The sequence below is a fragment of the Aliivibrio sp. 1S175 genome (assembly GCF_001690985.1).
Taxonomy (GTDB): Bacteria; Pseudomonadota; Gammaproteobacteria; order Enterobacterales; family Vibrionaceae; genus Aliivibrio.
In genome coordinates this window covers 148,586-175,098 of sequence record NZ_MAJS01000035.1, presented here as the reverse complement: position 1 = coordinate 175,098, position 26,513 = coordinate 148,586, and the positions used below count along the sequence as shown (strand labels likewise).

The 26,513-nt window shown below is 38.0% G+C and carries 21 protein-coding genes; 14 read left to right on the top strand and 7 right to left on the bottom strand.

Annotated elements, in window-relative coordinates; genetic code table 11:
* Positions 1–131: 131 nt before the first annotated feature.
* The 3 genes from A6E06_RS12225 (at position 132) to A6E06_RS12215 (ending at position 4,089) form a co-directional block, all read left to right on the top strand.
* Positions 132–1,640: a sodium:alanine symporter family protein gene (locus A6E06_RS12225; protein WP_065593448.1), complete on the top strand. Its 1,509-nt coding sequence runs from the start codon at positions 132–134 to the stop codon at positions 1,638–1,640.
* A 392-nt stretch (positions 1,641–2,032) separates the two neighbouring features.
* Positions 2,033–3,526, top strand: coding sequence for a serine hydrolase (locus A6E06_RS12220; protein ID WP_083190327.1), 1,494 nt, complete (start codon positions 2,033–2,035; stop codon positions 3,524–3,526).
* A 59-nt stretch (positions 3,527–3,585) separates the two neighbouring features.
* On the top strand, positions 3,586–4,089 hold the full coding sequence (locus A6E06_RS12215; RefSeq protein WP_141676961.1) for a hypothetical protein: 504 nt from the start codon (positions 3,586–3,588) through the stop codon (positions 4,087–4,089).
* Positions 4,090–4,132: 43 nt separating this feature from the next.
* Here the strand turns inward: A6E06_RS12215 and A6E06_RS12210 are convergent, their stop codons facing one another.
* On the bottom strand, positions 4,133–4,582 hold the full coding sequence (locus A6E06_RS12210; RefSeq protein ID WP_065593451.1) for a hypothetical protein: 450 nt from the start codon (positions 4,580–4,582) through the stop codon (positions 4,133–4,135).
* 12 nt (positions 4,583–4,594) lie between these two features.
* A complete protein-coding gene (locus tag A6E06_RS12205) occupies positions 4,595–6,706 on the bottom strand; it encodes an LruC domain-containing protein (protein ID WP_065593452.1) in 2,112 nt (703 codons plus the stop codon).
* A 517-nt stretch (positions 6,707–7,223) separates the two neighbouring features.
* Here A6E06_RS12205 and A6E06_RS12200 point away from each other — a divergent pair.
* The 3 genes from A6E06_RS12200 (at position 7,224) to A6E06_RS12190 (ending at position 10,295) form a co-directional block, all read left to right on the top strand.
* Complete coding sequence (locus A6E06_RS12200) at positions 7,224–7,571, top strand: RidA family protein (RefSeq protein ID WP_065593453.1); 348 nt, start codon at positions 7,224–7,226, stop codon at positions 7,569–7,571.
* A gap of 411 nt (positions 7,572–7,982) precedes the next feature.
* Positions 7,983–9,299: a branched-chain amino acid transport system II carrier protein gene (gene brnQ, locus A6E06_RS12195; protein WP_083190326.1), complete on the top strand. Its 1,317-nt coding sequence runs from the start codon at positions 7,983–7,985 to the stop codon at positions 9,297–9,299.
* 93 nt (positions 9,300–9,392) lie between these two features.
* Positions 9,393–10,295, top strand: coding sequence for a histone deacetylase (locus A6E06_RS12190; protein WP_065593455.1), 903 nt, complete (start codon positions 9,393–9,395; stop codon positions 10,293–10,295).
* Positions 10,296–10,389: 94 nt separating this feature from the next.
* Here the strand turns inward: A6E06_RS12190 and A6E06_RS12185 are convergent, their stop codons facing one another.
* Positions 10,390–11,349, bottom strand: coding sequence for a LysR family transcriptional regulator (locus A6E06_RS12185; protein WP_065593456.1), 960 nt, complete (start codon positions 11,347–11,349; stop codon positions 10,390–10,392).
* A 146-nt stretch (positions 11,350–11,495) separates the two neighbouring features.
* Here A6E06_RS12185 and A6E06_RS12180 point away from each other — a divergent pair, with 146 nt between their 5' ends.
* Positions 11,496–12,278 carry a hypothetical protein gene (locus A6E06_RS12180; protein WP_065593457.1) on the top strand — a complete coding sequence of 261 codons (783 nt, stop codon included), beginning with the start codon at positions 11,496–11,498 and terminating at the stop codon, positions 12,276–12,278.
* Positions 12,279–12,346: 68 nt separating this feature from the next.
* On the opposite strand, the gene A6E06_RS12175 is transcribed toward A6E06_RS12180, so the two are convergent.
* From A6E06_RS12175 to A6E06_RS12160, 4 genes are all read right to left on the bottom strand, one after another.
* The gene (locus tag A6E06_RS12175) at positions 12,347–13,513 is read right to left on the bottom strand and encodes an OmpP1/FadL family transporter (RefSeq protein ID WP_065593458.1); all 1,167 of its coding nucleotides are present in this window, start codon (positions 13,511–13,513) and stop codon (positions 12,347–12,349) included.
* Between the two features lie 186 nt (positions 13,514–13,699).
* Entirely contained in the window at positions 13,700–14,923 is a 1,224-nt protein-coding gene (locus tag A6E06_RS12170) for an HlyD family secretion protein (RefSeq protein ID WP_065593459.1), read from the bottom strand.
* A gap of 2 nt (positions 14,924–14,925) precedes the next feature.
* Complete coding sequence (locus A6E06_RS12165) at positions 14,926–15,249, bottom strand: MFS transporter (protein WP_065593460.1); 324 nt, start codon at positions 15,247–15,249, stop codon at positions 14,926–14,928.
* A gap of 271 nt (positions 15,250–15,520) precedes the next feature.
* Complete coding sequence (locus A6E06_RS12160) at positions 15,521–16,297, bottom strand: response regulator transcription factor (protein ID WP_065593461.1); 777 nt, start codon at positions 16,295–16,297, stop codon at positions 15,521–15,523.
* 296 nt (positions 16,298–16,593) lie between these two features.
* Here A6E06_RS12160 and A6E06_RS12155 point away from each other — a divergent pair, with 296 nt between their 5' ends.
* The 7 genes from A6E06_RS12155 to A6E06_RS12125 all read left to right on the top strand — a co-directional run bounded on the left by A6E06_RS12155 (position 16,594) and on the right by A6E06_RS12125 (position 26,459).
* Positions 16,594–18,111 (top strand): arylsulfatase, encoded by a 1,518-nt coding sequence (locus tag A6E06_RS12155; protein ID WP_255312091.1) that lies wholly within the window; start codon positions 16,594–16,596, stop codon positions 18,109–18,111.
* 335 nt (positions 18,112–18,446) lie between these two features.
* Positions 18,447–19,694, top strand: a complete 1,248-nt coding sequence (locus A6E06_RS12150; protein WP_369688550.1) for an anaerobic sulfatase maturase — start codon at positions 18,447–18,449, stop codon at positions 19,692–19,694.
* An 11-nt stretch (positions 19,695–19,705) separates the two neighbouring features.
* Positions 19,706–20,239 (top strand): hypothetical protein, encoded by a 534-nt coding sequence (locus A6E06_RS12145; RefSeq protein WP_065593464.1) that lies wholly within the window; start codon positions 19,706–19,708, stop codon positions 20,237–20,239.
* 14 nt (positions 20,240–20,253) lie between these two features.
* Positions 20,254–21,240, top strand: a complete 987-nt coding sequence (locus A6E06_RS12140) for a HEAT repeat domain-containing protein (RefSeq protein ID WP_065593465.1) — start codon at positions 20,254–20,256, stop codon at positions 21,238–21,240.
* A gap of 764 nt (positions 21,241–22,004) precedes the next feature.
* Positions 22,005–22,436 carry a PTS sugar transporter subunit IIA gene (locus A6E06_RS12135; protein WP_065593466.1) on the top strand — a complete coding sequence of 144 codons (432 nt, stop codon included), beginning with the start codon at positions 22,005–22,007 and terminating at the stop codon, positions 22,434–22,436.
* A 23-nt stretch (positions 22,437–22,459) separates the two neighbouring features.
* Positions 22,460–23,860 (top strand): fructose-specific PTS transporter subunit EIIC, encoded by a 1,401-nt coding sequence (locus A6E06_RS12130; RefSeq protein ID WP_065593467.1) that lies wholly within the window; start codon positions 22,460–22,462, stop codon positions 23,858–23,860.
* Positions 23,861–24,005: 145 nt separating this feature from the next.
* Positions 24,006–26,459, top strand: a complete 2,454-nt coding sequence (locus A6E06_RS12125) for a GH92 family glycosyl hydrolase (RefSeq protein WP_065593468.1) — start codon at positions 24,006–24,008, stop codon at positions 26,457–26,459.
* The last annotated feature ends 54 nt before the right edge of the window (positions 26,460–26,513 follow it).

Genomic DNA, 26,513 nt, shown 5'->3' with positions numbered 1-26,513 from the left:
ATTACCCACTATTTAGTGCTTTAATTCACATTTTTATCTTTACGAAGTCTTTTGTTGTTAACTTATTGTTACTTAATAGGGTATGGTTTGGTTAAGTTTTAAGCCGTATTAATAAATAAAAAGGATTTTATATGCAAGATATCGTTGATTTTCTCAATGGCATAATCTGGAGCCCTGTGTTGATTTATCTCTGCTTAGGGTCGGGTCTCTTTTACTCCATTCAAACTCGGTTTGTTCAAATTCGCCATTTTAAAGAGATGTGTCGTTTACTTGTATCTAACAAAGAATCAAGTAAAGGGATAAGCTCATTCCAAGCATTAGCCGTTTCATTATCTGGCCGTGTTGGTACGGGTAATATTGCGGGGGTTGCCGCTGCTATCGGTTTTGGTGGCCCTGGTGCTGTATTCTGGATGTGGGTTGTTGCTTTCTTAGGTGCTGCGACAGCGTATGCTGAATCAACCTTAGCGCAAATATATAAAGAAGAAGATGAAGGGCAGTTCCGTGGTGGTCCAGCTTACTATATTGAAAAAGCGATGGGTCAAAAATGGTATGCGTGGATATTTGCTATTGCGACGATTTTTGCGTGTGGCGTGTTACTTCCCGGTGTGCAATCAAACAGTATTGGTAATGCAGTAGAAACTGCGTTTGGTACTGGTGGCATGATTGATACTGGTATTGGGGTATTTAGTTTTGCTAAAATCTTTACTGGTGCTGTGATTTCAGTGATCCTTGGCTTTATCATCTTTGGTGGCGTTAAACGTATCGCTCATTTCACCCAAATTGTTGTGCCTTTCATGGCATTGGCATACATCATTCTTGCTTTTGTTATTATCCTATTAAACATTTCTGAAGTACCAACAATCTTTGGGATGATCATCGGTGATGCCTTCACTCCAATGGCCGGTTTTGGTGCCGCAATTGGTTGGGGTGTTAAACGTGGGGTTTATTCTAACGAAGCGGGTCAGGGGACGGGACCTCACGCTGCGGCTGCTGCGAGTGTTGAGCATCCTGCACAGCAAGGTTTGGTTCAATCGTTTTCTATTTACATCGATACTTTGTTAGTTTGTTCCGCTACCGCATTCATGATCTTAATTACAGGTACTTATAATGTTCACGGCAGTGGTGAAGAGGTATTTTTAGTACAAAATCTAGCAGCGAATGTTGGTGCAAATGGCCCGATGTTTACTCAAATGGCGATTGAGAGCACGCTACCTGGTATTGGTAAAATCTTTATTGCTTTTGCTCTATTCTTCTTTGCTTTTACTACTATTCTTGCTTACTACTATATTGCAGAAACAAACATTGCTTACATTCGTCGTACGTTTAAAGTCGATGGCATGATGTTTATACTTAAAATCGTAATTATGTCTGCGGTATTCTACGGAACCATTAAAACGGCAAATCTTGCATGGGCGATGGGTGATGTGGGGGTTGGTTTAATGGCATGGCTGAATATTGTGGGTATTTTAATTATCTTCTTTATGTCTAAGCCTGCACTTAAAGCGCTGAAAGATTATGAAGAACAGCAAAAAAGAGGTGTAACAACTTATACTTTTGACCCAGTAAAATTAGGCATTAAAGGGGCTACATATTGGGAAGGAAAGCTAGAGAGACATAAGAACAAATCAAGAGAAAAATAGTTATCTAATTTGTTAAATTTATATAATAACGCCATCCATTGTGATGGCGTTTTTTTGTAGTGATGGCTCTGTACAGATGACATGAATTTGTGGTTTAACGAACTATATCTACTATGAACTTTGAAAAAAGAGGAAGAATTAGATGTAACAATTAAGGCTTTAAATCAACACTCAATCACAAAAATAGCTTTCACATTCGATAATCTATTTATATAAAGTTTTACTCTTATATTCAATTACTTATTATATGAATACTTTAGTTCAGCGAGCTATTAAGTAAATTATTTAACTTAAGGTTGATATGCATCATGAAAAACTAGTGCATATATATAAATAATCGTAAGGTTAAATGTTTATAGATATAAATACGTAATTTAATATAAGGATATATTATGGTAATTACAGGTGTTAGTTTGATATCCGTCCTAAAATGGAGATTACTATCGTTCAGATATAGTTCATTTTTATTTGGTTGTTTAAAGCTTAGAGTCTATTTTTTGTTTGTTATCTTATGCTCATTATCTACTACTTCTCTTTCATCAGAGATAGATCCTTATAGTGGTATTTATAGAGGAGATTCAGCTTATATTATTATTAAAAATCATAATAATCGCTATTTTGGTAGCGCATCTTCTGGTTCAGTTGAGTTATTTATTTATGATGACGGTAAATTTAGAGCGAAAGATATCACCATTGATATAACCGGATATTTTGAAGATAAAATAGAAGGAAGGTATCAGAAAAAAATGGTTAGTTTATTTGGTATTCATTCTGTATATGAACGAGTAGATCTCCCACAGGACGAATTCATACCTGTTTTATATGGCTCAGATAAACAAATGACAAACTTTAGTAGTTCAGATATAGATGTCTGTGACGATAGCTATCCTGCCTCGTCATTAAATAATACGACTGATAAATATGAAAATATTGATGCGCTTATTTCTAAAGTTGAAAAAGGAAGGAATGTTTACAAAAATATTGATAGTTTATTAATTTTGAAAGATGGTCAATTAGTTGTGGAACGTTACTTTAATGGATGGAATGCTGACGAGCCACATATGATTCAATCAGTAAGTAAAAGTCTAACTTCATTATTAGTTGCTTCAGCGATTAAAGAGAATAAAATAGTGGATGTAAAGCAAACACTTCCACTGTTATTACCTGATTATAAAAAATACCTTCATGATGGGAAAGAAAAAATAACATTACAGAATCTTCTTACTATGTCGGCCGGGCTTTATTGGAATGAATGGGATACTTCTTACTCTAATCCTGAAAATATTCGTCATAAAGAAATATTCAGCGAAGACTCTGTCGCATTTACTCTTAAACAACCTCTTGTTGAAAATCCCGGTGATAGATTTAATTATAGTGGTGGTTTTGTTTCTGTTGTTGGTGAAGTTATTAGTCAAGCAACAAATCAATCACCGATGAGTGAGTATACTAAGGAAGGTCCACTTTCAGCGCTTTGTTTTAAGAATGCTTACTGGCTTAAGCAAAATGATAATCGTACCAATGTAGCTGGTGGTGCTTTTTTAAGGCCAAGAGATATGTTGAAAATAGGACAACTTGTGCTTAACGATGGTAATTGGAATGGTAAACAACTTGTAGATAAACATTATCTCATTGAATCAACCGAGCCACTTATTGATACAAATTTAACAGGGAAAAAATATGGCTATTTTTGGTGGAATACAACATTTTATGTAAATGGCAAAAAATATTCTGCGATTTTAGCACAAGGTTATGGTGGGCAAGATATTGTTGTTATTAAAGAATTAAATTTAGTTGTCGTAAAAACAGCGTCTAATTTTAATTTCCCTTCTCTTATTGGAAAAATTATGAGTGTGCATGTTATTCCTGAATTTGAGGATTATAAATAATAAATGTGTCGCACTTTAATTTTTTATTTGTTCATAATTATCATGTGGTTATTAGTTTAATGATAGAGTATTCAGATAATCTATCTGGAATAACTATTTTGAAAAGATATCCATATAAAATAAATACAGTGTTAAGAAAGACATATTCGTCAGTTTTAATGATAATAGCTTTGCTATTGTTTAGCTTATTTTCGTCATCTGGAGATATGTTGGGTATATGCATAGGTTTACTTGTATTGATTATTATTGGTGGCTTTGGGTATACCTCTTATAAAGAATATGAAGTAGAACAAAGGATCTTGGATAAAGAACATTTTATTGTGGTTTTTGAGGATGGAATCCTCTTTCACATTGAAGATCCAACAAACCACCACTACTTTGATAATGCTAGATATACATGGGATCAAGTATTGGCAATAGATATAAGTAATTATCGTTCTGGAACGAACTTGGTTTTTAAACTTAAAGAAGGTATGATTTTTATTTGCTTCACTAATTTATTGAATGCTAATCAACTATTTAAAGATGTAGAAGATAGACTCGGTAATGTAGAACATAAATAAGGAAAACGGCCCAAATATTAAGGCCGTTTTTTTATTTTTAGCTTTACAGAACCGCACTTACATTATTATCAACTATATCTACCGAGCTACTAATTTTACTCCCTATTGCTGAAGGATACCAAACTTCAATCCACACTTTATCAACGTGATTTGGGAGCGTTATAATACTCTCAAAGACGGTTTGGTCATTCATAGGGGTTACTATTATTTGAGAGGTATAATCAACAACACCTTCGTTGAACTCTGTATATATTGACATAAACCCTCGTTCACTTTGAGAGTTTGCAACAGAGAGATTAAAGGTGACTTCTCGTTCTGTTGAAAATGCAAACCCTTCAGGCGCAGATAGCTCACTTGTACGGATCCCATTAGCGACTGAAACCGAGCTTGGTACTGAACTATCATTGTTGCTACTGCCGCCGCTATCGCTGCCACCACAAGCCGAAAGAAGAGATATGCCTGCAATGCTTAGTAATAAATTAATCTTTTTCATAAATACTCCTGATTAGTCTTCTGTTGACCAAGTTTTGCTGGCTTCTGGATTAAGGTACCACGTTGGGTTAGATGTTCCTCCTGATGTAACCCATGCTGCGAAATCGGGATAGGCATGGCTAATATCAATATACTCTGATGGATGATTCCAAGGTGATGAAATTAATATTCCCCATGGAATATTTTCAGTAGTACGGTAATATTTATTATTTGTAGGGTCTGAATCATCTTGAGCTATTCCATAGAAGTCATCAACTAACGAGCCTCTACTTGTCGGTGGGAACCCTGCCGTATGTATTTCTAATTCATTACCTGGAGCGACAGAGAAACTATCCCCATGGTATGAGCCGTGTCCCGGAGCAAAAATGAATGGGTCAAAGCCGTTTAAAGGTAATAATGAACTCACACTTGGTTCATCTCCTTCATTGAAGGGAAGAGAGATACTAAATGTCATTTGTTCTGATTCTAACGATGCACTGCAATTCGGATTAGTTCGGTGGAACTGACACTCTGCGTTGATTGGTATGTCGTTAAGCAAGTTTAAAGATGCGATAACAATCAGATCACCACCTGGAGAAAGTACGGATTTATCTTCACCTGTGAATGGTGAGATATTTGGGCGAGTTGAACCATTTTTTTCTACTCGAGATAATGGAAGATTAATATCTGATTCTTCAAATCCACTCAATTTCCAAGCTAAACCGTTACCATAAGATGCGCCATATGCGGTAATACTACCGGTAAGGTCAAATCGAATTACTTTGTCGTCTTTACTTATAATCGTTGTACGGTAGTAGGTGACTACGTCATTAAGATCGAAATCCCCTGTTTCTGGCCAATTATCTTCGAAAGCCGCGGTATAGTATCCAGAGTGTTGCACCGTCGTTCCTGATTCAGTTACAGTAAACACGTAGTCTTCGACTTCACCGTCACCAACATATCCACCGCTTGGGATGTCTGGACTGCTAGATAAACGGAATCGAGTTTGGACTGATCCAATAACCGCATTATCACCAACTCGTATAGGTATGATTTGTTGGCCGTTAGTGACCGAATAGTTTGTGATGATCTGTTCACCGTCATCAAAAGTACCATTCATGTCCCAATCGGCCCAACCTTGTAAATAACCATTCCCAACAACGTTAACTCTAATTAAAGAATCTAAACCTACTTCTAAGTTTGTTAATACCGTAATACCATCGTCATCGTTACCGCCAATATCTAAGTCATCTCCGTTTGAAGCGATACTTGGTTGGCCGTCGGTATCTGCATCGATACTTGCCCCTAGATATAGGGTTGATGAGATTGCATGTTCAGCCCCGTTACTTGCTTGCAATGTACTGTAGCTATTAGGAGCGTCACCGAAATCTGATTCGTCAGAACTTTGAACCGGGGAAGTAAAACCATTTAAGTCCCAGTTACCGTCAAAAGCAGAGAAAATTCGGTTTGGAAAAGAGCTGCTGCTGCTGGTAACTGTTTCAAATTGAAGCGTAACAATAGATGTGTTTTTGAAGGTAAATTTTACGGCCCCAGAGGTGTCGGTTTCGCTGTAATTGGTTCCCGGACCACTGAACAATACGGATTGTCCATCAGGACTTTCTTCTACGGTTAAGCTCGCTTCAGCTGAGCCGGTCTGATAACTGTAAAACCCTTCATTCTTGAAGACTCTGACTTGCTCTGATTGGACTGGCTCGCCATCAATATCATAACCAATCATATCAAATTCAGGAACTGAGTAAGGTACTGAGAACGTACCAGATAGCCCACCGGTGCCGTCGTAAAATTCAAACGTATAAACAAGACCCGCAGGCCCTGCTGAGTTAGTTTGATATAGAAAACCGATATCGCCTTCGGGTTGGCTAACCCCATTTTTATAATTTGGAGTGTGGTATAAGAAAGTCGCATCTCCGAATATTTCACTGCTTACTTTAGCGTCAATGGTTTTTCCATTGTGAATACCGACATTAAGAAAATGCATTACAGGCCCATCATAAGAAGGACCAAAGCTATTATTTAAATTAGTAGCCTCTACATGATTTGAAAAATCCAAATCTACAGAAGTTGCACAAACAGGGATAGTCGCAGCAGTGAGTGCAATAAAGGAAAAAAGTTGTTTATATTTCATAATAAGCCTCTACTTCTATTTAATAGGGATGTCCTAGCACAATGAATAGATACATGAACTTGAAATTACGTAGTAAATAAAGACAACTCGGTTTTCTTAAATGCGAATTGGGATACAGTATGGAAATTACCAATATACAAGCAAGGTCAGTTAGTGCATTTAAATACCTTTTTATTCACGTATTTATAACAAGCAATGGCTGTACCAGATTTAGTTATGTTGTTGGTTTTTTTATTTGTAAGGTTCTTAGTTATTGTTATATAAATGTTTTTTTATTCTGTTGTTCGTCAATTTCTGTTTTTTTTTATAGGTTTTAAATAAATAATCTCCATTTTTTCAAAATAAGAATCAATTTGATAATCGATAAGTCCATTTAGGAAGCATCAGTTATGGTAAGTAATGAATAATTTTGGTGATTTGATATGACATTTGTAGATTGTTGAATATATTCGATGAATATTTAGAATCTTCTGGTAAAATTTGCGTCTATTTACCTTACTATTTTAAAAAGTGAAAAATGGATATTCAACGTATTAATCCAAGCGAAAAATGGTCTGATGTTACTGTCTTTAACAAGATGGCGCATTTTGTTGAAGTTGCTTGTGACGAAAGTGCAGATATGCGAGGTCAAACTGAGCAAGTTTTTGCACAAGCTGAAGAGATGTTAGCAAGCGTAAACAGTGATAAATCACGATTGGTATCAGTGACTATTTATGTGACTGATTTTTCTAATTTAGCCATATTTAATGACGCGTGGATAAAATGGTTGCCTGAAGGTTGTGCGCCAAGCCGTGCATGTTTAAAGGTTGAGTTAGCTGATCCTGATTATTTAGTTGAAATTGCGTTTGTGGCAGCAGTTAAATAAGTTTATTTAGTATTATTCAAACACCCGTGTATTTTTTCGGGTGTTTGAATATCTTTATTAATCAATTATATATGACATGTTTATCAATAATACATTATCTGTTATTTTGTACATAAATAGAATAATAGATATTCATTAGATAATTAGTCTTTACAATCTGTTGGCTTTCCTTTAGTTTAAGGACAATTATTTTTTATAGAGTGTGTAAGTTATGTCTACAGACATCAAGCAACATCAAGCAGGTTTACTCACTGCTGCTAAGCATAATGCTTATGCACTCGTCTCTGTCGTCGTTGTCATTTACTGATACTGACGATTTTTTATTCGTCAGTTAGGCTGGCGGATAAGAACCTTTCTTTATAATCTTCTAGCCAAATTGACACCACGTTTCATTTTATAAAGGTATGTCGTTTGAACAGAAGAGATCTCGCCGCTATCGGCTTTATGACATTTGCACTCTTTCTCGGTGCAGGTAACTTAATCTATCCTCCATTAATGGCACAACAAGCTGGCGACAATTGGCTTATTGCTATTGGCGGTTTCTTACTGACTGCTGTCGGACTTCCTGCTATCACTTTGGTCGTATTAGGCCGTTTATCTTCTGCGGATAAGCTGACATCATTATTACCTAAGTGGATGGATCGCTCATTTTGGTTCTTGGTTCTTACCACGTTAGGCCCTGCATTTGTATTACCGCGAGCAGTAACTGTTGCTTATGAAATGGGTATTAAGCCATTTTATTCGGGTAATGGATTAATGGTGTTTTCTGCTTTGTTTTGTGCATTAACCTTATGGTTAGCATTAAAACCAGGTAAATTAGTCGATTACATCGGTAAAGTAATGACACCTGCACTTATTGCGATGCTTACGATATTGGTTGTTGCTGCGTTGCTAAATCCATTGGGTTCTCCAAGCCAGGCCATTGAGATTTATGAACAAGCCCCAGCGGTTAATGGTTTAATCCAAGGTTATATGACACTGGATGCGATTGCCGCAGTAGCATTTGGGTGGGTAATTATCCAAACCATTCGCAGTAAAGGTGTTGAGAGTAAAAAAGCCATTTCTTACTACACATTACGCATCGCGGTTATTTATTCGGTATTAATGTCATTATGTTATTTAGCGATGGGCTATTTAGGGTCGACATCATCTGGCATTGCACCGAGTGCAACTAACGGTGGTGAGATACTAACCAGTTATGCGGCAGGAGAGTTTGGTGTATTAGGTCAATTACTATTAGCTGCCATTACGTTAATGGCGTGTTTAACGACAACAATTGGCTTAACTAATGCAAACTCTGAGTATTATAAAAATACTTACGGTGTCACATTTAAAGTAAGTGCAACGGTAATTATGGTGCTTACGGCTATCATTTCAAACGTAGGGTTAGAAACGATTATCGAAGTGAGTTTACCCGCAATTCTTATTTTATGTCCAATAGCTATTGCGTTGATCATTGCGATGATTTTACTGCCAGAAAAAACAGAGTCAGAGAAATCGATGATTTCGATGAGCCATACAACTATTGTATGTATTGCAGCATTGTTCGGAACTATTGATGCATTGCATATTTTAGGTACCTTACCGGAAGGTATGACTGCCTTTTGTGAGCAATGGTTACCGTTATTCTCTTCTCATACTTCTTGGTTTCTGCCTGTACTTATTACTATTTTAACGAATAAAGTGTTCAGTAAAGTTCAAGCAACGAATGCTGCCGTAAGTAATTAAGTTAGACTTATAAGGCGACTTCCCCCTTGTTTATTGGAAAAGAGCAGCCATAATAGCTGCTCTTTTTTTGTTTCTGAATGGGGCTATTTGATCATGTTGCCGTTAATTTATCATCCAATTTACTCGCAATTAGATCTTCCTAAAGATCATCGATATCCTATTCAAAAATACCAACGTTTATATCAAGCGATTCAATCCCATTATTCAAATGCTCCTCTCTGTTATTTTGAGCCAATTGCGCTTGCGGTCGATGTCATTAAACAAGTACATGATGAAAACTATGTTGATGCTTTAGTTTCTGGAACGCTCCCGGCAGGTAAAATGCGACGTATTGGATTTCCGTGGAGCGAGTCGTTAATTCAAAGAACCTTAACCTCTACTTCTGGAACTTGTTTAACTGTAGATAAAGCATTAGAGCATGGTGCAGCCATTCATCTAAGTGGTGGATACCATCATGCGCATTACGATTTTGGTAGCGGATTTTGCTTGGTGAATGATTTAGTGATAGCGGCGAATCATGCATTACAGCAAGACAACATTGATAAAGTATTAATTATTGATAGTGATGTGCATCACGGTGATGGAACTGCAACGCTGTGTGCGGATCGCGACGACATTATTACACTCTCTTTTCATTGTGATAAAAACTTTCCTGCTCGTAAACCCATCTCTGATTACGATGTGCCGTTATCAATAGGGACACAAGACAGTGAGTTCTTAGAGGCGTTTAAGCAAGTGGTTGAATTAGCGGTGAATCATCATCAACCTGATCTGATTATTTATGATGCAGGGGTAGATATTCACATTGATGATGAGCTAGGTTATTTGGATGTATCAACTGAAGGCTTATATCAACGAGATCTTTGGATGAGCTCGTTTACCAAACAAAAAGGCATTCCTATTGCCAGCGTGATTGGTGGAGGATATCGAAGTAACCATCAAGATTTGGTTGAGCCTCATTTGCAGCTAATTCGAGCTTTTTTGAGCGGCGTGTAGCGTTAACAATTACGGTGAGTTTTTATCAAATTTATGTTTGATTAATAAATAAGAGCACCACCAGGAAAATTAATTATTAGTTACCTGATTTTCATTATTGTTTTGAGGAAAGGGATGTTAGGGCAATGCCAGACAGTTTCTCGGTAATGACTTTTTTTACAACCTCACAAATATGGTGATATAACGGAAGTTGATGATTTCGTTCTAAATAATAGATGGCATGTTGAATTCGGGTTGGCATTAAATCTTCAAGCCAGTCTGCGCGTATTGTCGTTATTTTATCGTTACACATTGATGCAGATAAAGCCTCTGTTATTGCTATCATATCTGAGCTTTCAGCAAGGCAAGTTAAGACCGACATACTTGCTGAGCGATATTTAAAATCAAAAGAATCTGTGTTGTGTTTTTCTAAAATCGCAAGATGTTCATTCAGTCCCGGGAGTAACATTCCTCCAATGGTATAATCACGGATCTTATCTTTAGCCATCCCGTTTTTCAGCCACGGATGTTCATTACGAGCGATAAGTACTGGGTAAGTGGTGGTTAATGGGATTGCACGAATAGATTTAGGTACATCAATAGGGTCAAAATTTAAGCCAACGTGCACAGTGCCATTCTGTAGCTCTTCAATGGTTTTATCTGTCCATGTTGTAATGTTAAGTTTGGCGTTAGGAAATGAATCAAAAATTACGCTGCTGGCTAATTCGGTCGCTAATGCTTCTAAAAACAGACTTGAGACCGCGACAGTAAGTTCACCATCAAAAGCTTCTGGTTCAAAAAAAGAATGATCGACAAGGCTTCTGTCCAGTAGCGAAATGTGATCATTCAGTCCATGTCCAATTTTATCAGCACGAGCGGTGGCTTGTAGTTCTGAGCCGACGGAATAAAATAATCTATCCCCTGTAAAATCTCTCATTTTAGTTAACGTTTGGCTTACTGCTGATTGTGATATTTCGAGGGTTTTAGCCGCTTTTTTGGTGCTTTTTGTCATATAAATAGCATTGAATATACGCAGATAATTCAGGTTTAATTGTTGATTGTATTTTTTATACATGAGATCTCCTCGTTAAATGTCATTGTGTCTAAGGTGTATTAGTAATGCTTATTATTGCTATAAGTGGCTTGAAATCTTATCTGTGATTAAAGTGATACCACAATAACTATTCGGCGACTAGCCATAATAATAAGAGTGATGAAATTATGAATAAAACAATAATCGGCGCAGTGATTACCAGTTTATTAATGTCAGCCACAGTAAGTGCTAACGAGGGTAAAACAGAGGGATACCATGATGCGGATCCTCGTAATAGTAGTGCTCGTGCAGCTGTATTTGCTGATGAAGATGGTGAATTAAAATTACTGGCGGGTGGGGGTGCAAGTGGGTTAACCAGTGATATTTCACAAACGGTAGGGTTTGCTGAATATTACACTCAGTCCCATAATGCTCGTTTACGTGCTGCGCATTTTGACAGTTTTGGTGGTGTATATGTTGATGTTTACCATTTAGATGAAGCGGCTGGTATGTATACTGCGGGTTACATGTTGCCACTATCGAGCGACGAAGGTACTCTGTTTTTTCCATCATTAAATTACACCTATGTTGATTTTAAAACAAACGACATTGCAGAATTAGCAACAGGAATGGCCGGCTCTCCGATCCCTAAAATCACCTCAAGCCAAGTGTCAGCAGCATTAGGTGGTGAAGAAGCACATTTGGGCTCAGTGAACTTATATGCCTTACATCCTTGGAACGATACGCACTTCTCGGTATTTAATGTGAATCTTGGTTCATCTTATGGCGGTGTTGATATGCAAGTGGCGAATATTATGTGGGTACAAGGGATAAAAGCCAAAGTTGCAGACAAAAATATCAACATTATGTTTGAGCTTAAATACGATATGATTCAGTTGAATGATACCTCTAGAGGTGAAATATCATCAAATGAAACAACAGCCTCTCTTGGTGTTGATTATCGCTTTTAATTACTCTTGTTTACGCCTGATTTATGCTAGAAATGAAGCACTTACAACAGTGCTTCACTTTTAACTCACTAGAATGTTACGTTCATACCGACAAAGTGGATATGTCCTTCGAATGTACCGTCAAGATCAGGAAGAGGAGCGTTAGGGCCACGAACTGGACCAATTTCACGATCCATTGCCATTGTGCCGAAATCAGCGTATTCATAAAAGAAATCGATTCGGTTAGTGTTCCAGTAGGTACTTGCTCCCATTGAGTAACGGTATTGTTCTCCGACAGGAAGGTCTACCCACTGCATTGATGGGTCATCTTGTGGAGAGGTCTCATAAGAGAAGCCCGCTTTTAATGCCCATTTTTCATTGAGTTGGTAGTCAGCACCAATGGCGAATTTCCAAACATCTTCCCAATTACGGTCGATTGATTTTGGAGAAAGCGAATCAGTATAAATTGGTGTGTTAGCGAAATCACTCCAACCGTGGTATTGAACTGAAGCCAATAATACCAATTGAGGAGTTAAGTTATAGTTACCGCTTAGATCTATGATGGTTGGGATAAGCAATTCAGTGCCAAGTGGAATAGTTCTATTTATGGTATTAGCTTCAACATCAAACTCATGTGTAACTTTTGAGCGATAACTTAAACCTATAGCCCATTTGTCTGCTTGGTACATGGTTCCGGCATTAAATCCATAAGCCCAATCGGTATCTAAATTGGTTTGAAGAGAAGAGGTAGATACTTCTAATAGACCGTAGCTAAATTGAGCGCCAACAGCAACAGAGAGGTTGTCATTAATTTTATAACTTAGGCTTGGGTTGATCTGCATTCCTGACATGAATGCTTTATCTAAATATGCGGCACCAGCCCAATCATCCCCATACTCAATGGATGATCCGCCAACGATACCAAAGTTTATGCCAAGATGAACGGTCTCGCTTAATTGGCGAACATGAAAAATGCCGGCAGAGGGCATAACAGTATGAGCCTCACCGTTGTTGTTCTGTAGATTGTCGTCATAGTCCATGCTGAGATCCAATACCATCAAATTAACGGTGGTTTTGCTTTCTCCCATGTAAGACATGGTTGCAGGGTTAGTCCAGTTTGCGGTGGCTGTTTCTGTATAAACGCCATCACCCGCGCCAGCAGTACCGGCATTGGCGGTGACTGCCTCTTGCAAGAGTAAGCCGCTTGCCTGTGAGTAAGAAGAGCAAAGAAGTAATGCAAGTAGTGTCTTTTTCATAATGATCCCAAAAAAGAATAAGCTGAGTATGAACCAAAAAATAAATAAGGAACATAACTCAGCTAAATAGTGGTTTTATCGGTAGTTAATTAGTACACAAAATAGATAAACAATATTCATTGGCTTCTCTTTCTGTGAATTTTATTAATATAATCATGAGATTGATGGAACTATTTCAAGGTTTATCTACATACTGTATATGTAATAAATCTGTGCTTTCATACGGATGATGATGCCGCGTATAACATTTAAGAAATTTAAAAACGGAACGGGTTTTTCTGCGTTCACCCAAGCTAAACCAACAGCGCCTACAGGTATATCGTAGCCTTCAGGTTCGTTTATTTTTAAGCGGACAAAGTGATGTTTGTTTTTTACATTTTTGCCTGTTGTTGCACGAACGTTTGTTTCGCGGGCTATTAGAGAACCTTGAGATTCGCCTGTTGCTTCAACAATGCCTTCTACTTGGGCAGAAAAGACTTTTCCAGGGTAGATAGCGGTTGCAAATTCAGCGTCTTGCCCAACATGGATATTACGGAATGCTTGATGATTAATACGCATAAGAACGAATTTTTCATTGCTGTACATTTTAAGACGAGGAGCGGCCCCAATAAATTGCCCCTCACGAGCCATAAAGTTAGTTACGTAACCATCAGCAGGTGCATAAATTTTGGTTTGAGATAAATCCCATTCCGCTTGTTTTAACGATGCCTGTTTATTTGAGTAATCCGCTTTTTTACTCATTACGGTGATGTGTGATTTCTGAAGTAGATTTTGGTTCTTTTTCGATGTAATTAGAGATTTGTCGTATTGTGAGTTAAGAATGGCTAACTGGCTTTTTGCTATTTCAACGATTGTTTTTTGTTGGTCAATCACGCTTTCAGTAATGGTGTTTTTTACTTTACTGTTTTGATCCATATAACGTTTTAAGGTACGCTTTTTAAGTTTTAAATCGTGTTGCGATGCCATTATTTGGTTTTTGATTATTTCGATGTCTTCCAGTGCGGCTTGGTAATTTGTTTCTGAAATTTCAATGTCTTGTTCAGACGACTTATACGCCATATCCGCAATGGACAATTGTGCTTTAGCTTTATCAAGCGCAGTAATAAATGAGTCGTCATCGATCTCATAGATTAATTGACCTTTAGTGAGTTCTTGGTTTGGGGAAATATAAAGGCTTTCAATGTTGCCAGTGATGCGAGTTGAACCCGGACGAAGTTGAATGTGTGGAGATTGCACAACAGAGCCACCAGAAAGATCCATTGGTGCCCAAGTAATTAATCCTACCCATACGAATAATAGCCAAGCGGAGCCACCACCATAAGCAAATATTTTAAAGGGTTTTCCCCACGGAATACCAACCAGACGGAGTATATAAATAAAGAGCGCCCAAACAGCTAAGCCTTCTAACATAACTATTCTCCTCGGTTTGGTTGGTGTTGTGGCGTACTGTCGTTCCAGATAGTTCTGATACGTCGAATGGTTTCTTCTGAATCAATAAATGCAATTATGACTGCTAGTACCCATACCCAATGCCAGATAAATCCTATCCAGGTAAGAGTGGTGACAAGGGCCATTTGACCATGCTTCTTTTTATCTGCATGATGAATTGGCAGTTCGTGAAATTTCCAAAAGCCATACAGTGCACCAAAAACAGTACCAATAAGTACAATGGTAGCAACAACATGGAGACCAGTATCAAAGCCAGTATCAACGAATGGCATGGAGATCAAACTCATATCGTTTCCCAAAAGGTGTAATACCCATTTAAATCAGCATTTGATTAATCAACTATTTAAATAGGTATAAATTAAAAGAGAGCTTTATCTTTGGAGATAAAGAAATTAGGAGGGATGTTACGTATTAAATTGATGGGATTAATCAGTAAATTTACTGTTTTTTGCTAAAAAAGATAAAAAAGATAAAAAAGATAAAAAAGATAATAAAGGAGAGGGTTGTATCGCTTTATTAAAAATAGAACTAAAACTAAAAATAAAGCGATAAGCGTAGCTAGTCTTTAATTCCTAATCCATTTCGCAGGGCAAATTGGATAAGTTCGTTGTGATTATCTAAGTTGAGAATATCGAGCATGCGATATTTATGAGACTCAATAGTTCGAGAACTTAAAAATAATTTATCTGCGCATTGTTTTGCGGTTAGCCCCTGAGCTAATAACGTTAAAACGGAACATTGCTTTTTACTTAAAAGCAGTAATTTCTCACCTTCATTGTCTGTTTGCTGAGAATCAGTTTGAAGACTACGAGAAATTGTTGTGTGCTGCCAATAGCATAACCATGTGTCAGATAACAATTTAAGCCGAGTCATATCTTGGTGAGAAAGTTGAACATGTTTGTCATCAAAACGAGAAAAAGTTAAAGCCCCCCAAGTTTGACCAAACAGCTGTAAACTAACAACACCATGCCACCTAACGCCTTCCACATAAAGTTCTTTTATGACATCAAGTTTATGCGTTTTTAATGTTTCGCCATCAAATGTTTGCCAAGGTTGTTTGGATTTTAATAGATTGAGGTAATCTTTATAGTTTCCTTTTAAAAAACGGTTTTTGACTAAATCTGGGATCTCATTACGAGCAACTGAAATGGTTTTTCCATCGTTGAGTAAGATCATCGAATTTGGGAATAAGCTCAATCTATCAAGGTTAAACCATTCAAGAGCTTGAGTTGCGACAATCTTAAATGTCTTATTAAACTCATGGGGTTTGCTGGCAGTTAAAATGTTTGACTGTTCAATAAGTAATGATTCAAAGCTTTTAAAATTATCAGACACTTGAGTATAAACCCTTTGTTTTTATAATAATTTCATTATTTAGTTTTGTTGGTCTGTTGTCAATTTTTCTCAATGAAAGTGTTGCATTTGTTGGGGTTGGTTGTGGATGTCTAATTGATCTTCAAAATAAAAATAAAAAATGGTAAGCAGTAAATATACTGATTACCTAAAACCACAAAGATCGAATAATAAAAAGGTATCCACATTTTATTTTTAATTATTATAGGTCTGAACTTATGTTTAATAAAAAAACCTTTTTACAAGTAGCAATCGGTGCGGTATTAGCGTCTACAGCTATGTCTAGTTACGCAACAACTGATACGAGTCGTCCAAATATTCTTGCAATATGGGGTGATGATATCGGTATGGATAATTTAAGTGCTTACACCAAGGGCCAAGCGGGTCATTGGACGCCAAATATCGATCGTATCGCTAATGAAGGTGTGTTATTTACTGATTTTTATGGTGAAAACTCGTGCACCGCTGGCCGCTCTGCATTCATTACTGGTCAACACCCAATGCGAACTGGTCTAACCAAAGTAGGTATGCCGGGGGCAACTCAAGGCATGAGAAAAGAAGATCCAACCATTGCTACCATGTTAAAACATAAGGGGTATATGACAGGACAATTTGGTAAAAACCATTTAGGTGACTTAGATTCACATTTACCAACAAAGCACGGTTTTGATGAGTTCTTCGGTAATTTATACCACTTAAATGCAGAAGAAGAGCCTGAACATCCTGATTACCCAAAAAGCCCTGAGTTTAAAAAGCAATTTGGACCGCGCGGTGTCATTCACTCATACGCCGATGGAAAAATTGAAGATACAGGTCCATTAACGCGCAAACGTATGGAAACAGTGGATGAAGAGTTCTTATCAGCAGCCCTGGGTTTTATTGATAAAGCTCATAAAGAGAAAAAACCTTTCTTTGTATGGTTTAACTCAACACGTATGCATGTGTGGACGCACTTAAAAGAAGAATCTAAAGGGATATCTCAACGTGGTGGTATTTACGGCGATGGGTTAGTGGAACACGACAATATGGTGGGTGAGCTGCTAGATAAACTGGATGAGTTAAAAATCGCAGACAATACCATTGTTTCATACACCACAGATAATGGTGCAGAGAAATTATCTTGGCCTGATGGTGGTACAGTACGTTTCCGTGGTGAGAAAAACTCATCGTGGGAAGGTGGACACCGTGTTCCTGCAATGATGCGTTGGCCTGGTAAGATCCCTGCTGGATCATTTGCAAATGAGATGGCAGCACATAACTATTGGGCTCCAATGTTCTTAGCAGCAGCAGGCGAGAAAAATATTGTTGCGGAATTAAAAGAAGGTAAAACACTAAATGGCACTAAATACAAAGTGCATTTAGATGGCTATAACTTGCTGCCTGCGTTAGAAACGGGTAAAGCAAACACTCAGCATAACTTAGCATCATGGCCTCGTAAAACTTACATCTATGCAACGGATGTTGGTGATATTTCTGCGGTTCGTGTTGGTGATTACAAAATAATGTTCAGCGTAAATAATTGCCATGGTTTAGAAACATGGAACTGTTCATTTAATGAGCTTCGCGCTCCGAAAATGTACAACTTACGCCAAGACCCTTATGAGAATGCAGACCGTGAAGGTCAATACACTAAGTGGTATGTTGAACATCTACCATACATGTACTTAGGTGCAGCTTCGACTGCTCAGTTCTTACAAACATTCCAAGAGTTCCCACCACGTCAAGTTCCTGGTTCATTCTCTATCGATCAGATGGTTGAGAAAATGAATATTTGGCAGCGTGCGCAATATCAATAAATAAACATATATTTTTGGTGAAAAATCTAAGCCCAGCACTTGTGTTGGGTTTAGTTCGTTAGGAAAGAACAGAAATCACACTTCATGGTATTAAATGGCGGCTATTGAAGCGATTCGGATGTCCTGTCCCTACCTAAAATCAGTATATTTACTGGTTATCTTTATGAATAAATTCTCGATAATAACCCTTCAAACATCATCATCTATTTTGATTTGGACGTTATTAGCACAAGGCGTGTGCATTTATATCGAGGTTTACTATGTTCACAACAGCTCAATCTACACAAGCCCAAGATTTAAATTGCCTATCTACTAGTAGCAAACCAATCCAAAGAATGAACATCATGACAAAGCCGATTGGCTCTGCGTGTAATATTGACTGCACTTATTGTTATTACTTAAGCAAAGAAGAGTTGTTGGGGCATGAAAAAGGCTGTGGTACTCAAATGTCTGAAGAGATGCTAGAGACCTATATCAAAACCTATATTGAGCAACAAAACTTCCCTGACATAGTCTTTCACTGGCAAGGTGGAGAACCCACATTATTAGGTGTTAATTTTTTCAGAGATGTCGTGAAACTGCAAAAAAAATATTGTCCCAAAGGTGTCACCATTGAGAATAACTTACAAACAAATGGTACTTTATTAACGGATGAGTGGGGCAAATTTTTAAGCAAAAATAATTTTCTAGTTGGTTTAAGTATTGATGGCCCTGAGATGATCCACAATGCGTATCGTACCAATCGCTCAGGTCGTGGTACGTTTAAGCAAACCATGAAAGGCGTAGATATTCTTCATAAATATAAGGTTAGATTTGCAACATTAACCTGTGTTAATAATCTTACTGGCTCAAATCCATTAGAAGTTTATCGTTTTTTAAGAGACGAAATTCGCTCACCTCAACTGCAATTTATTCCCATTGTTGAGCCAACATCATTCCGTGATACGGCACCTCAAAAATGGACAGATGATGAAATTCTATTTCAAGGCATGCCAGAATTAGAACCAAGCCATCCTAACTCCGTGGTGGAGTCTTGGTGCGTCTCTCCATCACAATGGGGTTCTTTTTTGTGTACGATTTTTGATGAATGGTTAGCAAACGATATTGGGCAAGTGAATGTTCCTTATTTTGAGGCCTGTATCGAAACATGGATGGGGCGTGTGAACCCATTATGTACATTTGCGCCTATGTGCGGAAAAGGCTTAGCTATTGAGCATAACGGAGATATTTTTGCTTGCGACCATTATGTTTATCCAGATTACAAACTAGGAAATATTAATGATGAAAACCTAGAGGATATGCAGTTTTCATCAGGACAAGAAGCCTTTGGTAAAGCCAAAGAAGGTGATTTACCAAATCAATGTCGACAATGCACCTATCAATTTGCTTGTTATGGCGAGTGTCCTAAGAATCGTTTTACTAAAACGCTTGAGGGGGATACGGGGCTAAATTACTTATGTGCAGGTTGGAAGCAATTCTTTAGTCATATTGACCCTTATATTTCAATGATTGTTGCAACCATGGGGTATCCCGTACATAAGAAAATTAACGCTGACGCAATGAAAATTAAGTTCATTAAATAAGGAAAGTGATTATGAGATTACCGAAAAAAACAGTATTACTCGCCGTGTGTTTATTTGGTTTATCAAGCTATGCACAGTCATCAGAAAAAAAGGAGTACGAGTTTGATAGTGTGCAAGTAGACAAAATAATGTCAGTGGCTTATGAAAATAAAAAAGCGCGATATACCGAGTTTGCACAGTTATTTAATTTCTGTCAGCAGAAGCCAAACCATCAAGATTGTCAGCAAAAATATGAGAAAGCAACATCAAATTATGAGTCAGTGAAAGCAAATTACAGTGTAATTAACATGGTGAACACGCCAGAATTACAAACACTTTTAATGCCAGAAATTACCTACCCAGAGTTAGTTGATAGTTTAAAAGGTTTGGGTTATTTAAAAAACGGTATGACTAGCGATATAAATTATGAAGATACGCTTTCAGCGTTGAATGAATGGTTAGAAATACATGAGATGGAAAAGACGTCAACAATATACTTATTGCACGCTTTAATGGTACAAACTGAAGAGCTGTCTCAAATTATTTTGGATGAAAAACTCAGCTAATGAAAATACTCTCAATGTTGAAAATATTTATCCCTATATTATATTTGATATTTTATGCTGAATTTTCTCGTGCAGATGACGCAGCACTGACTCATGGTAGTTGGCGAGATATTTCTATTGAGGAGCAAGAACAATATTTATCTGAATCCTCTCAAAATACAAGTTTACCAATATCACAGCGTGTTTCTGCAACCATTGAGCTTGGTCGCTTTTCAGGGGCTAATGCGATTATAGCGGTTGGTAGAGCCTCTCGTTCGGCGGATCCTGAGCTTCGTATTGCGTCAGTTCAAGCGGCAGAGCAATGGCAAGGAAGAGCAAAATGGGATGTGGTGTCACCTTTACTTGACGACGACTCAGAGTTAGTAAGATCGGTAGCGGTAAGGGCGTTAATTCCTATTTGGCCAATATTACCTGAATCTTATCAAAACTATCTGGGGCAAAATATAGATATTTATTTACGAGGCTTACCTGAAACACTAGAAGCGGATCTCGAACGTGCGTGGTTTTACTCGATTCAGAATGACTTATTAAAATCAAAAGACAACTATCAGCGACTTAATCGAAAATATTCTGATGCTCGCATCAGTGTAGCCTATGTTCAAGTCTTGAATAATAATCAGGAGCATGATGAAGCAAAACGCATTTTATTAGAGCAGCTTACCGTATACCCAAAAGATGCAAACTTACATTACCGTCTAGGATTAACAAACCATCAATTAGGGTTGGTGGAACAGTTCAAATCTCACCTCTCGATTGCTTATGAGTATGGGAAAGATAATGCAAAGATTGGTTACACTTATGCACTTTCAATTAGAAGTACACAGCCTAATAAAGCGATTGATACGTTAACCCAAGCGTATGCAATTGATCCCAATCCAAGTTACTTATATGCAAAATGCGACACGCTTCTTATGGTAAATAAAGAGGCGAATCGTTGTCTTTCCCAATTAGAAACGGTAGCGCCGGAACACATAGTGACAGAGCTAAAGTCACATTACTGATTACTTCGTAGGGGGGGAGTTTAGACTTTAACGTTACCTCTATTTAACTTTGAAGTAAAAAAGTGTGCCTTCCTTAAACGTTGACTTGATATTTAAGCAGATAACTTGAGTGTTTATAACAAGGTGATATTAATGCGTATTCTTAGTCGTAATATTGCAAATCGTTGTCGTTTTCAGGACGTGAATTACTTTTATCAATGATTTAAAAATAAACCACTTATGCACCATTAGATTATCGAATCATGGTGAAATAATTATTCATGAATGCTAATTGAACAATGTAAAATATAAGTGGAATTTATTTTCATATCACTTTTCTAGTGACTCTTTATGTTCTTTCTCTCTGTATTACTTATTCATTAATCCTGGAAGGGAAATAGAAAGTAAATTCATCTAGTTTTCGCATTTAATACCAGTCTAAATCACTACTCCTCTATTAATTGCTACAATGTTGTCTAGTTCAAAATTCTGTGTTCTCTATTTAATTGTCTGTTATTTTATCCGCTTCAGTATATTTAACCTCTCGTTTCGTAATCTATCGCATTGATTATTATGTATTTTAAATGGCTATTTCAGTGCGTCAATGGTTTTTGTTTGGTCATCATCGTAGATTTGTTATCGCCATCACAGTTTGATTTCTCGGGTACAAAAGTCCAGTAAATGCTTTAAATGTCAACTTACCAAGAAGTCGTTTAATTCATATTATTCCCTTATCAACTTAATGCAGTTTGAATTAAGTAAAAACATTATTTAAGGGCAATACCATGATCACAACACTAGTAAATACTAATCTAATTAAATTGAATCTAGAGGCTACAACGAAAGAGGGCGTATTTTCTGAACTTGCTGAAATGTTATTAAAAAATAACAGAATTGATAATAAAGAAAACTTTTTAGCGGGTATTCTAGCTCGTGAAGCTCAATGTGTAACTTCTGATATGGGAATTGCTTACCCTCATACTAAAAACGCCGCTGTTATTGAACCAGCCATTGCTATCGGCGTATCAAAAACAGCAATTGAATACGATGCAGAAGACGACCAACCTACGGTATTTTTCATGATTGCGTCACCTGAAAGTGGTGATCATCATATTTACGCTCTACAAGCTTTATTTGAAAAATTTGGCGATGACCTAATTGCCGACATGCACAAGGCGACAACAGAACAAGAAATTTTAGACCTACTGACTAATTAATCACACTTTTAGGAATACTTTTTATGTCAACGATGACTGCAACGCAAAGTCCAAGTGATTGGAAAAAAACATTGTCCACCCTTAAAGGACACTTACTTTTTGGTACGTCTCACATGCTTCCATTCGTGGTTGCTGGTGGGGTTTTATTAGCACTGGCTGTAATGGCTACAGGTAAAGGCGCGGTTCCTGATACAGGCATTCTGGCTGACATTTCTACTATCGCTATTAAAGGTTTAGTTCTTTTTCCAATTATCCTTGGTGGTTTTATTGGTTACTCAATTGCTGATAAACCTGCATTAGCTCCTGCTTTTATTGCATCAGGCATCATGGCTGATTTGGGTGGTGGTTTCCTTGGTTGTATCGTTGCTGGTTTCATCGCTGGTGGTGTAGTTCTTCAACTTAAGAAGCTTCCTATTCCTGCACATCTAAGTGCATTAGGGGTTTACTTTATCTACCCTCTAGTTGGTACATTAGTATCTGCGGGTATCGTAATGTGGGGCCTAGGCGCAGCTATCTCTTCATTCATGATCGCAATGAACGAATTCTTAGCATCAATGGCGGGTTCTTCTAAAGCGGTTCTAGGTGCAATTCTTGGTGGTATGACTGCATTTGATATGGGTGGCCCAATCAATAAAGTGGCAACTTTGTTTGCTCAAACGCAAGTAAACACACAACCATGGTTGATGGGTGGCGTTGGTATCGCGATTTGTACTCCGCCGCTAGGTATGGCTCTTGCTACTTTCATGTTTAAGAAAAAATTCTCTAAAGAAGAGCAAGAAGCAGGTAAAGCAGCAGCAATCATGGGTTCAATTGGTATCTCTGAAGGTGCTATCCCATTCGCAGCAAATGACCCAATGCGTGTTCTTCCGTCTATCGTTGCTGGTGGTATGGTTGGTTGTGTGTTCGGCTTCATGACTGATGTTTTACTTCACGCACCTTGGGGTGGATTAATTACTGCTCCTGTCTCTAGCAACATCCCAATGTACGTGGTTGGTATTGCTTTAGGTTCATTAACAACAGCGATGATTGTTGGCTTCTGGAAGCCGGTTTATGTAGAAGAAAATGAGGTCGTTGCAGCAGCGCCAGTACAAGCACAAACACAAACAGCGGCACCAGTTGCTGGTGAAGGCGAGTACGATGTTCTTGCAGTTACTTGTTGTCCTTCAGGTGTGGCTCACACATTCATGGCAGCAAAAGCGCTAGAAAAAGCGGGTGCAGCAGCAGGTATCAAGATTAAAGTTGAGACTCAAGGTTCTAATGGTTTAATGAATAAACTGACGGAAAAAGATGTTGCGAACGCGAAGTTCATCATCCTTGCTCACGATATTCCAGTAAAAGAAGGCGAGCGTTTCACGAATATTCGCCAAGTTGAATGTTCAACTAAACAAGCAATGAAAAACGCGTTAAGCCTTATTCAAGGTTAAGTTTCAGCCTAAATAAAGTGGGGATCGAAAGGTCCCCACTCTAAAGAGAGTTTTGTTATTAATCTTGATTAAGGTTAATACCAAAATCATCAAAGAGGATGAGTTTACTCATCCTCTTAAACTTTAGAATAAAGGTATAATAATAATGAAGTTTAAACGCAGTATACTTTCACTTGCGATATTTGCTAGCTTGATAGGATTAACTGGCTGTAATGAAGAAACCACGAACATTACCAATGTAGAACCTAATGTATCAATCCCTACAACACCTCTAGAACCAAGCACCTCTGTAACGCCTATTGTCGTCGATATGACCTTAATTCAGTATGTAAACCCTATGATTGGAACTGCGGCTAGTGGTCACACTTTTCCGGGTGCGGTCGTTCCTGCCGGTATGGTTCAATTATCTCCTGATACGTTTATTGGTTCAGGGAAAGATAATGAAGTAGATCAAAACCCATGGCATTCAGCATCGGGTTATTGGGATTCTTCCGATTATTCTGATTCTGGAATTATCGTAGATAAAGATGTGCCTATTTACGGTTTTTCACACACTCATTTATCGGGAACCGGCGCAACTGATTTAGGAGATATCTTAGTTCTTCCTTATAGTGATATGAAAGACAATATGATTAACTCGTTTGATAAATCAAATGAGGAAGCGACGGCAGGTTATTACAAAACAACGTTAAATAAAGGCAATATTGATGTTGAGTTAACAACGACAAAGCGTGTTGGCTTGCATAAATATACGTTTGAAAAAGGCGCAGATCGTAATATTAAATTTGATTTAGGTCATACGTTGTTAAATAACAATGGCGAGGCGCTTAGCAGTAAGATTGAAATTATTGATGATTACACGATTCGAGGACGTAAGACATCAACCGGTTGGTTCCAAGGTCAAGATCATCAAGGCCAAGATATTTTCTTTTACGCTAAATTCAATGAGCCAGTTGTTAAAGCGCTACTAGGTATTGGTGATAATGAACCTACTCGTGAGATGCGCCAAAATTATGTGTACAAAGAGAGTGATCTTACCGCTTACCTTAACTTTGGTATTAGCGATAAAGAGATAGAAGTTCGTGTCGGTATCTCTCCAGTTAACTGGCATGGTGCGCAAAAAAACCTAGAAGCGGAAGCAATGGTTTATGATTTCACGAAAGTACAAGAGAGTGCAGAGTACGCATGGGCAGAAAAATTATCGAAAGTAAAAGTAGAAGGTGGTTCTAACGCTGAGAAGACGAATTTCTATACCGGTCTATATCATACGATGATCGCGCCTATCGAGTTCTACGATGTCGATGGTAAATACGTTGATATGTTAGGGACAATCCGGACTTTAGCAAAAGGTGATACTCCAAATTACTCAATTTACTCTACATGGGATACTTTCCGTGCAGTGCACCCACTCTGGACAATCATCGATCCTAAACAAGCGACGTTATATGTTGAGGATTTAATTCGTAAGTCTAACGATGAATTTGGCATGCTTCCAAAATGGGAAGGGCATGGCTCAGAAACAGGAACGATGATCGGTTACCCTGCAACCGCCATTTTGGGTGATGCGGTAACAAAAGGATTGACGGACGCTCAAACGGCGTTAGACGCTTCAATCAAATCGGCTCGTTATCGTCCGTATGATTTCCCTCAAATTAATGATGGTATTTTAGGTTCTTTAATGGCGGGACAATTGAACTACCATGAAAAAGAGCAATGCGTTCGCGCGCCCAATTGGAACTCGGTGTCTTATTCTTTAGAGTTTTCATTCTATGATTGGACTATTGCGGAAATGGCGAAAGCCGCAGGCGATGAAATAACATACAGCGAATTTAAAGCGCGTTCTTATAACTCGTTAACTCATTGGGATGAGAGTGTTGGTTTCTTTGTTCCAACTGAATTGAAAGATGGGGACCCGTGTGTCTTTAAGTATTCAACAGAAACATTTAATCCATATAAAGCAGACCCATTGTACTTTACTGAAGGCAATGCCTGGCAGTGGAAGTGGTCGTTCATGCAAGATTTGGACAAGCTAACGGAAATCATGGGTGGGACGGATGGTCTGAATACTCAATTGAATGATTTGTTTGCGGCGGATTCAAGTAGTGGCGATCAGCACCAAGATATGACGGGTTACATTGGGCAGTATATTCATGGTAATGAACCTTCACACCATGTGATTTACCTTTACCAACGCACAGAAGAGTCATACAAAACGCAAGAATATTTAGACAAAGTGTACAAAGAATTTTATACCCCAACGCCTGATGGGATTATCGGAAACGAAGATGTTGGACAGATGTCGGCGTGGTACATCATGTCTGCGTTAGGTTTCTATCAGATATCACCAACCGATCCAACGTACACCATTGGTCGACCGATCTTTACTCGTGCGACGATTAACTTTGGTTCTGGTTTGTTCACGGTTGTGGCAGAAAACAACAGTGCTGAAAACATGTATGTGAAATCAGTCAAAATTAACGGTAAACCACTGAACGACTTTAATACTTTTGAGCACGAAGAGATTAAGGCCGGTGGTGAATTACGTTTTGTGATGACTGGTGACAAAGCGCAAGCGATGAAAGCCAACCTTCCTAAGTAACCATCCATATCAATTAAGGGGTTTCGACCCCTTTTAATGAAAGAGAAAAATCGA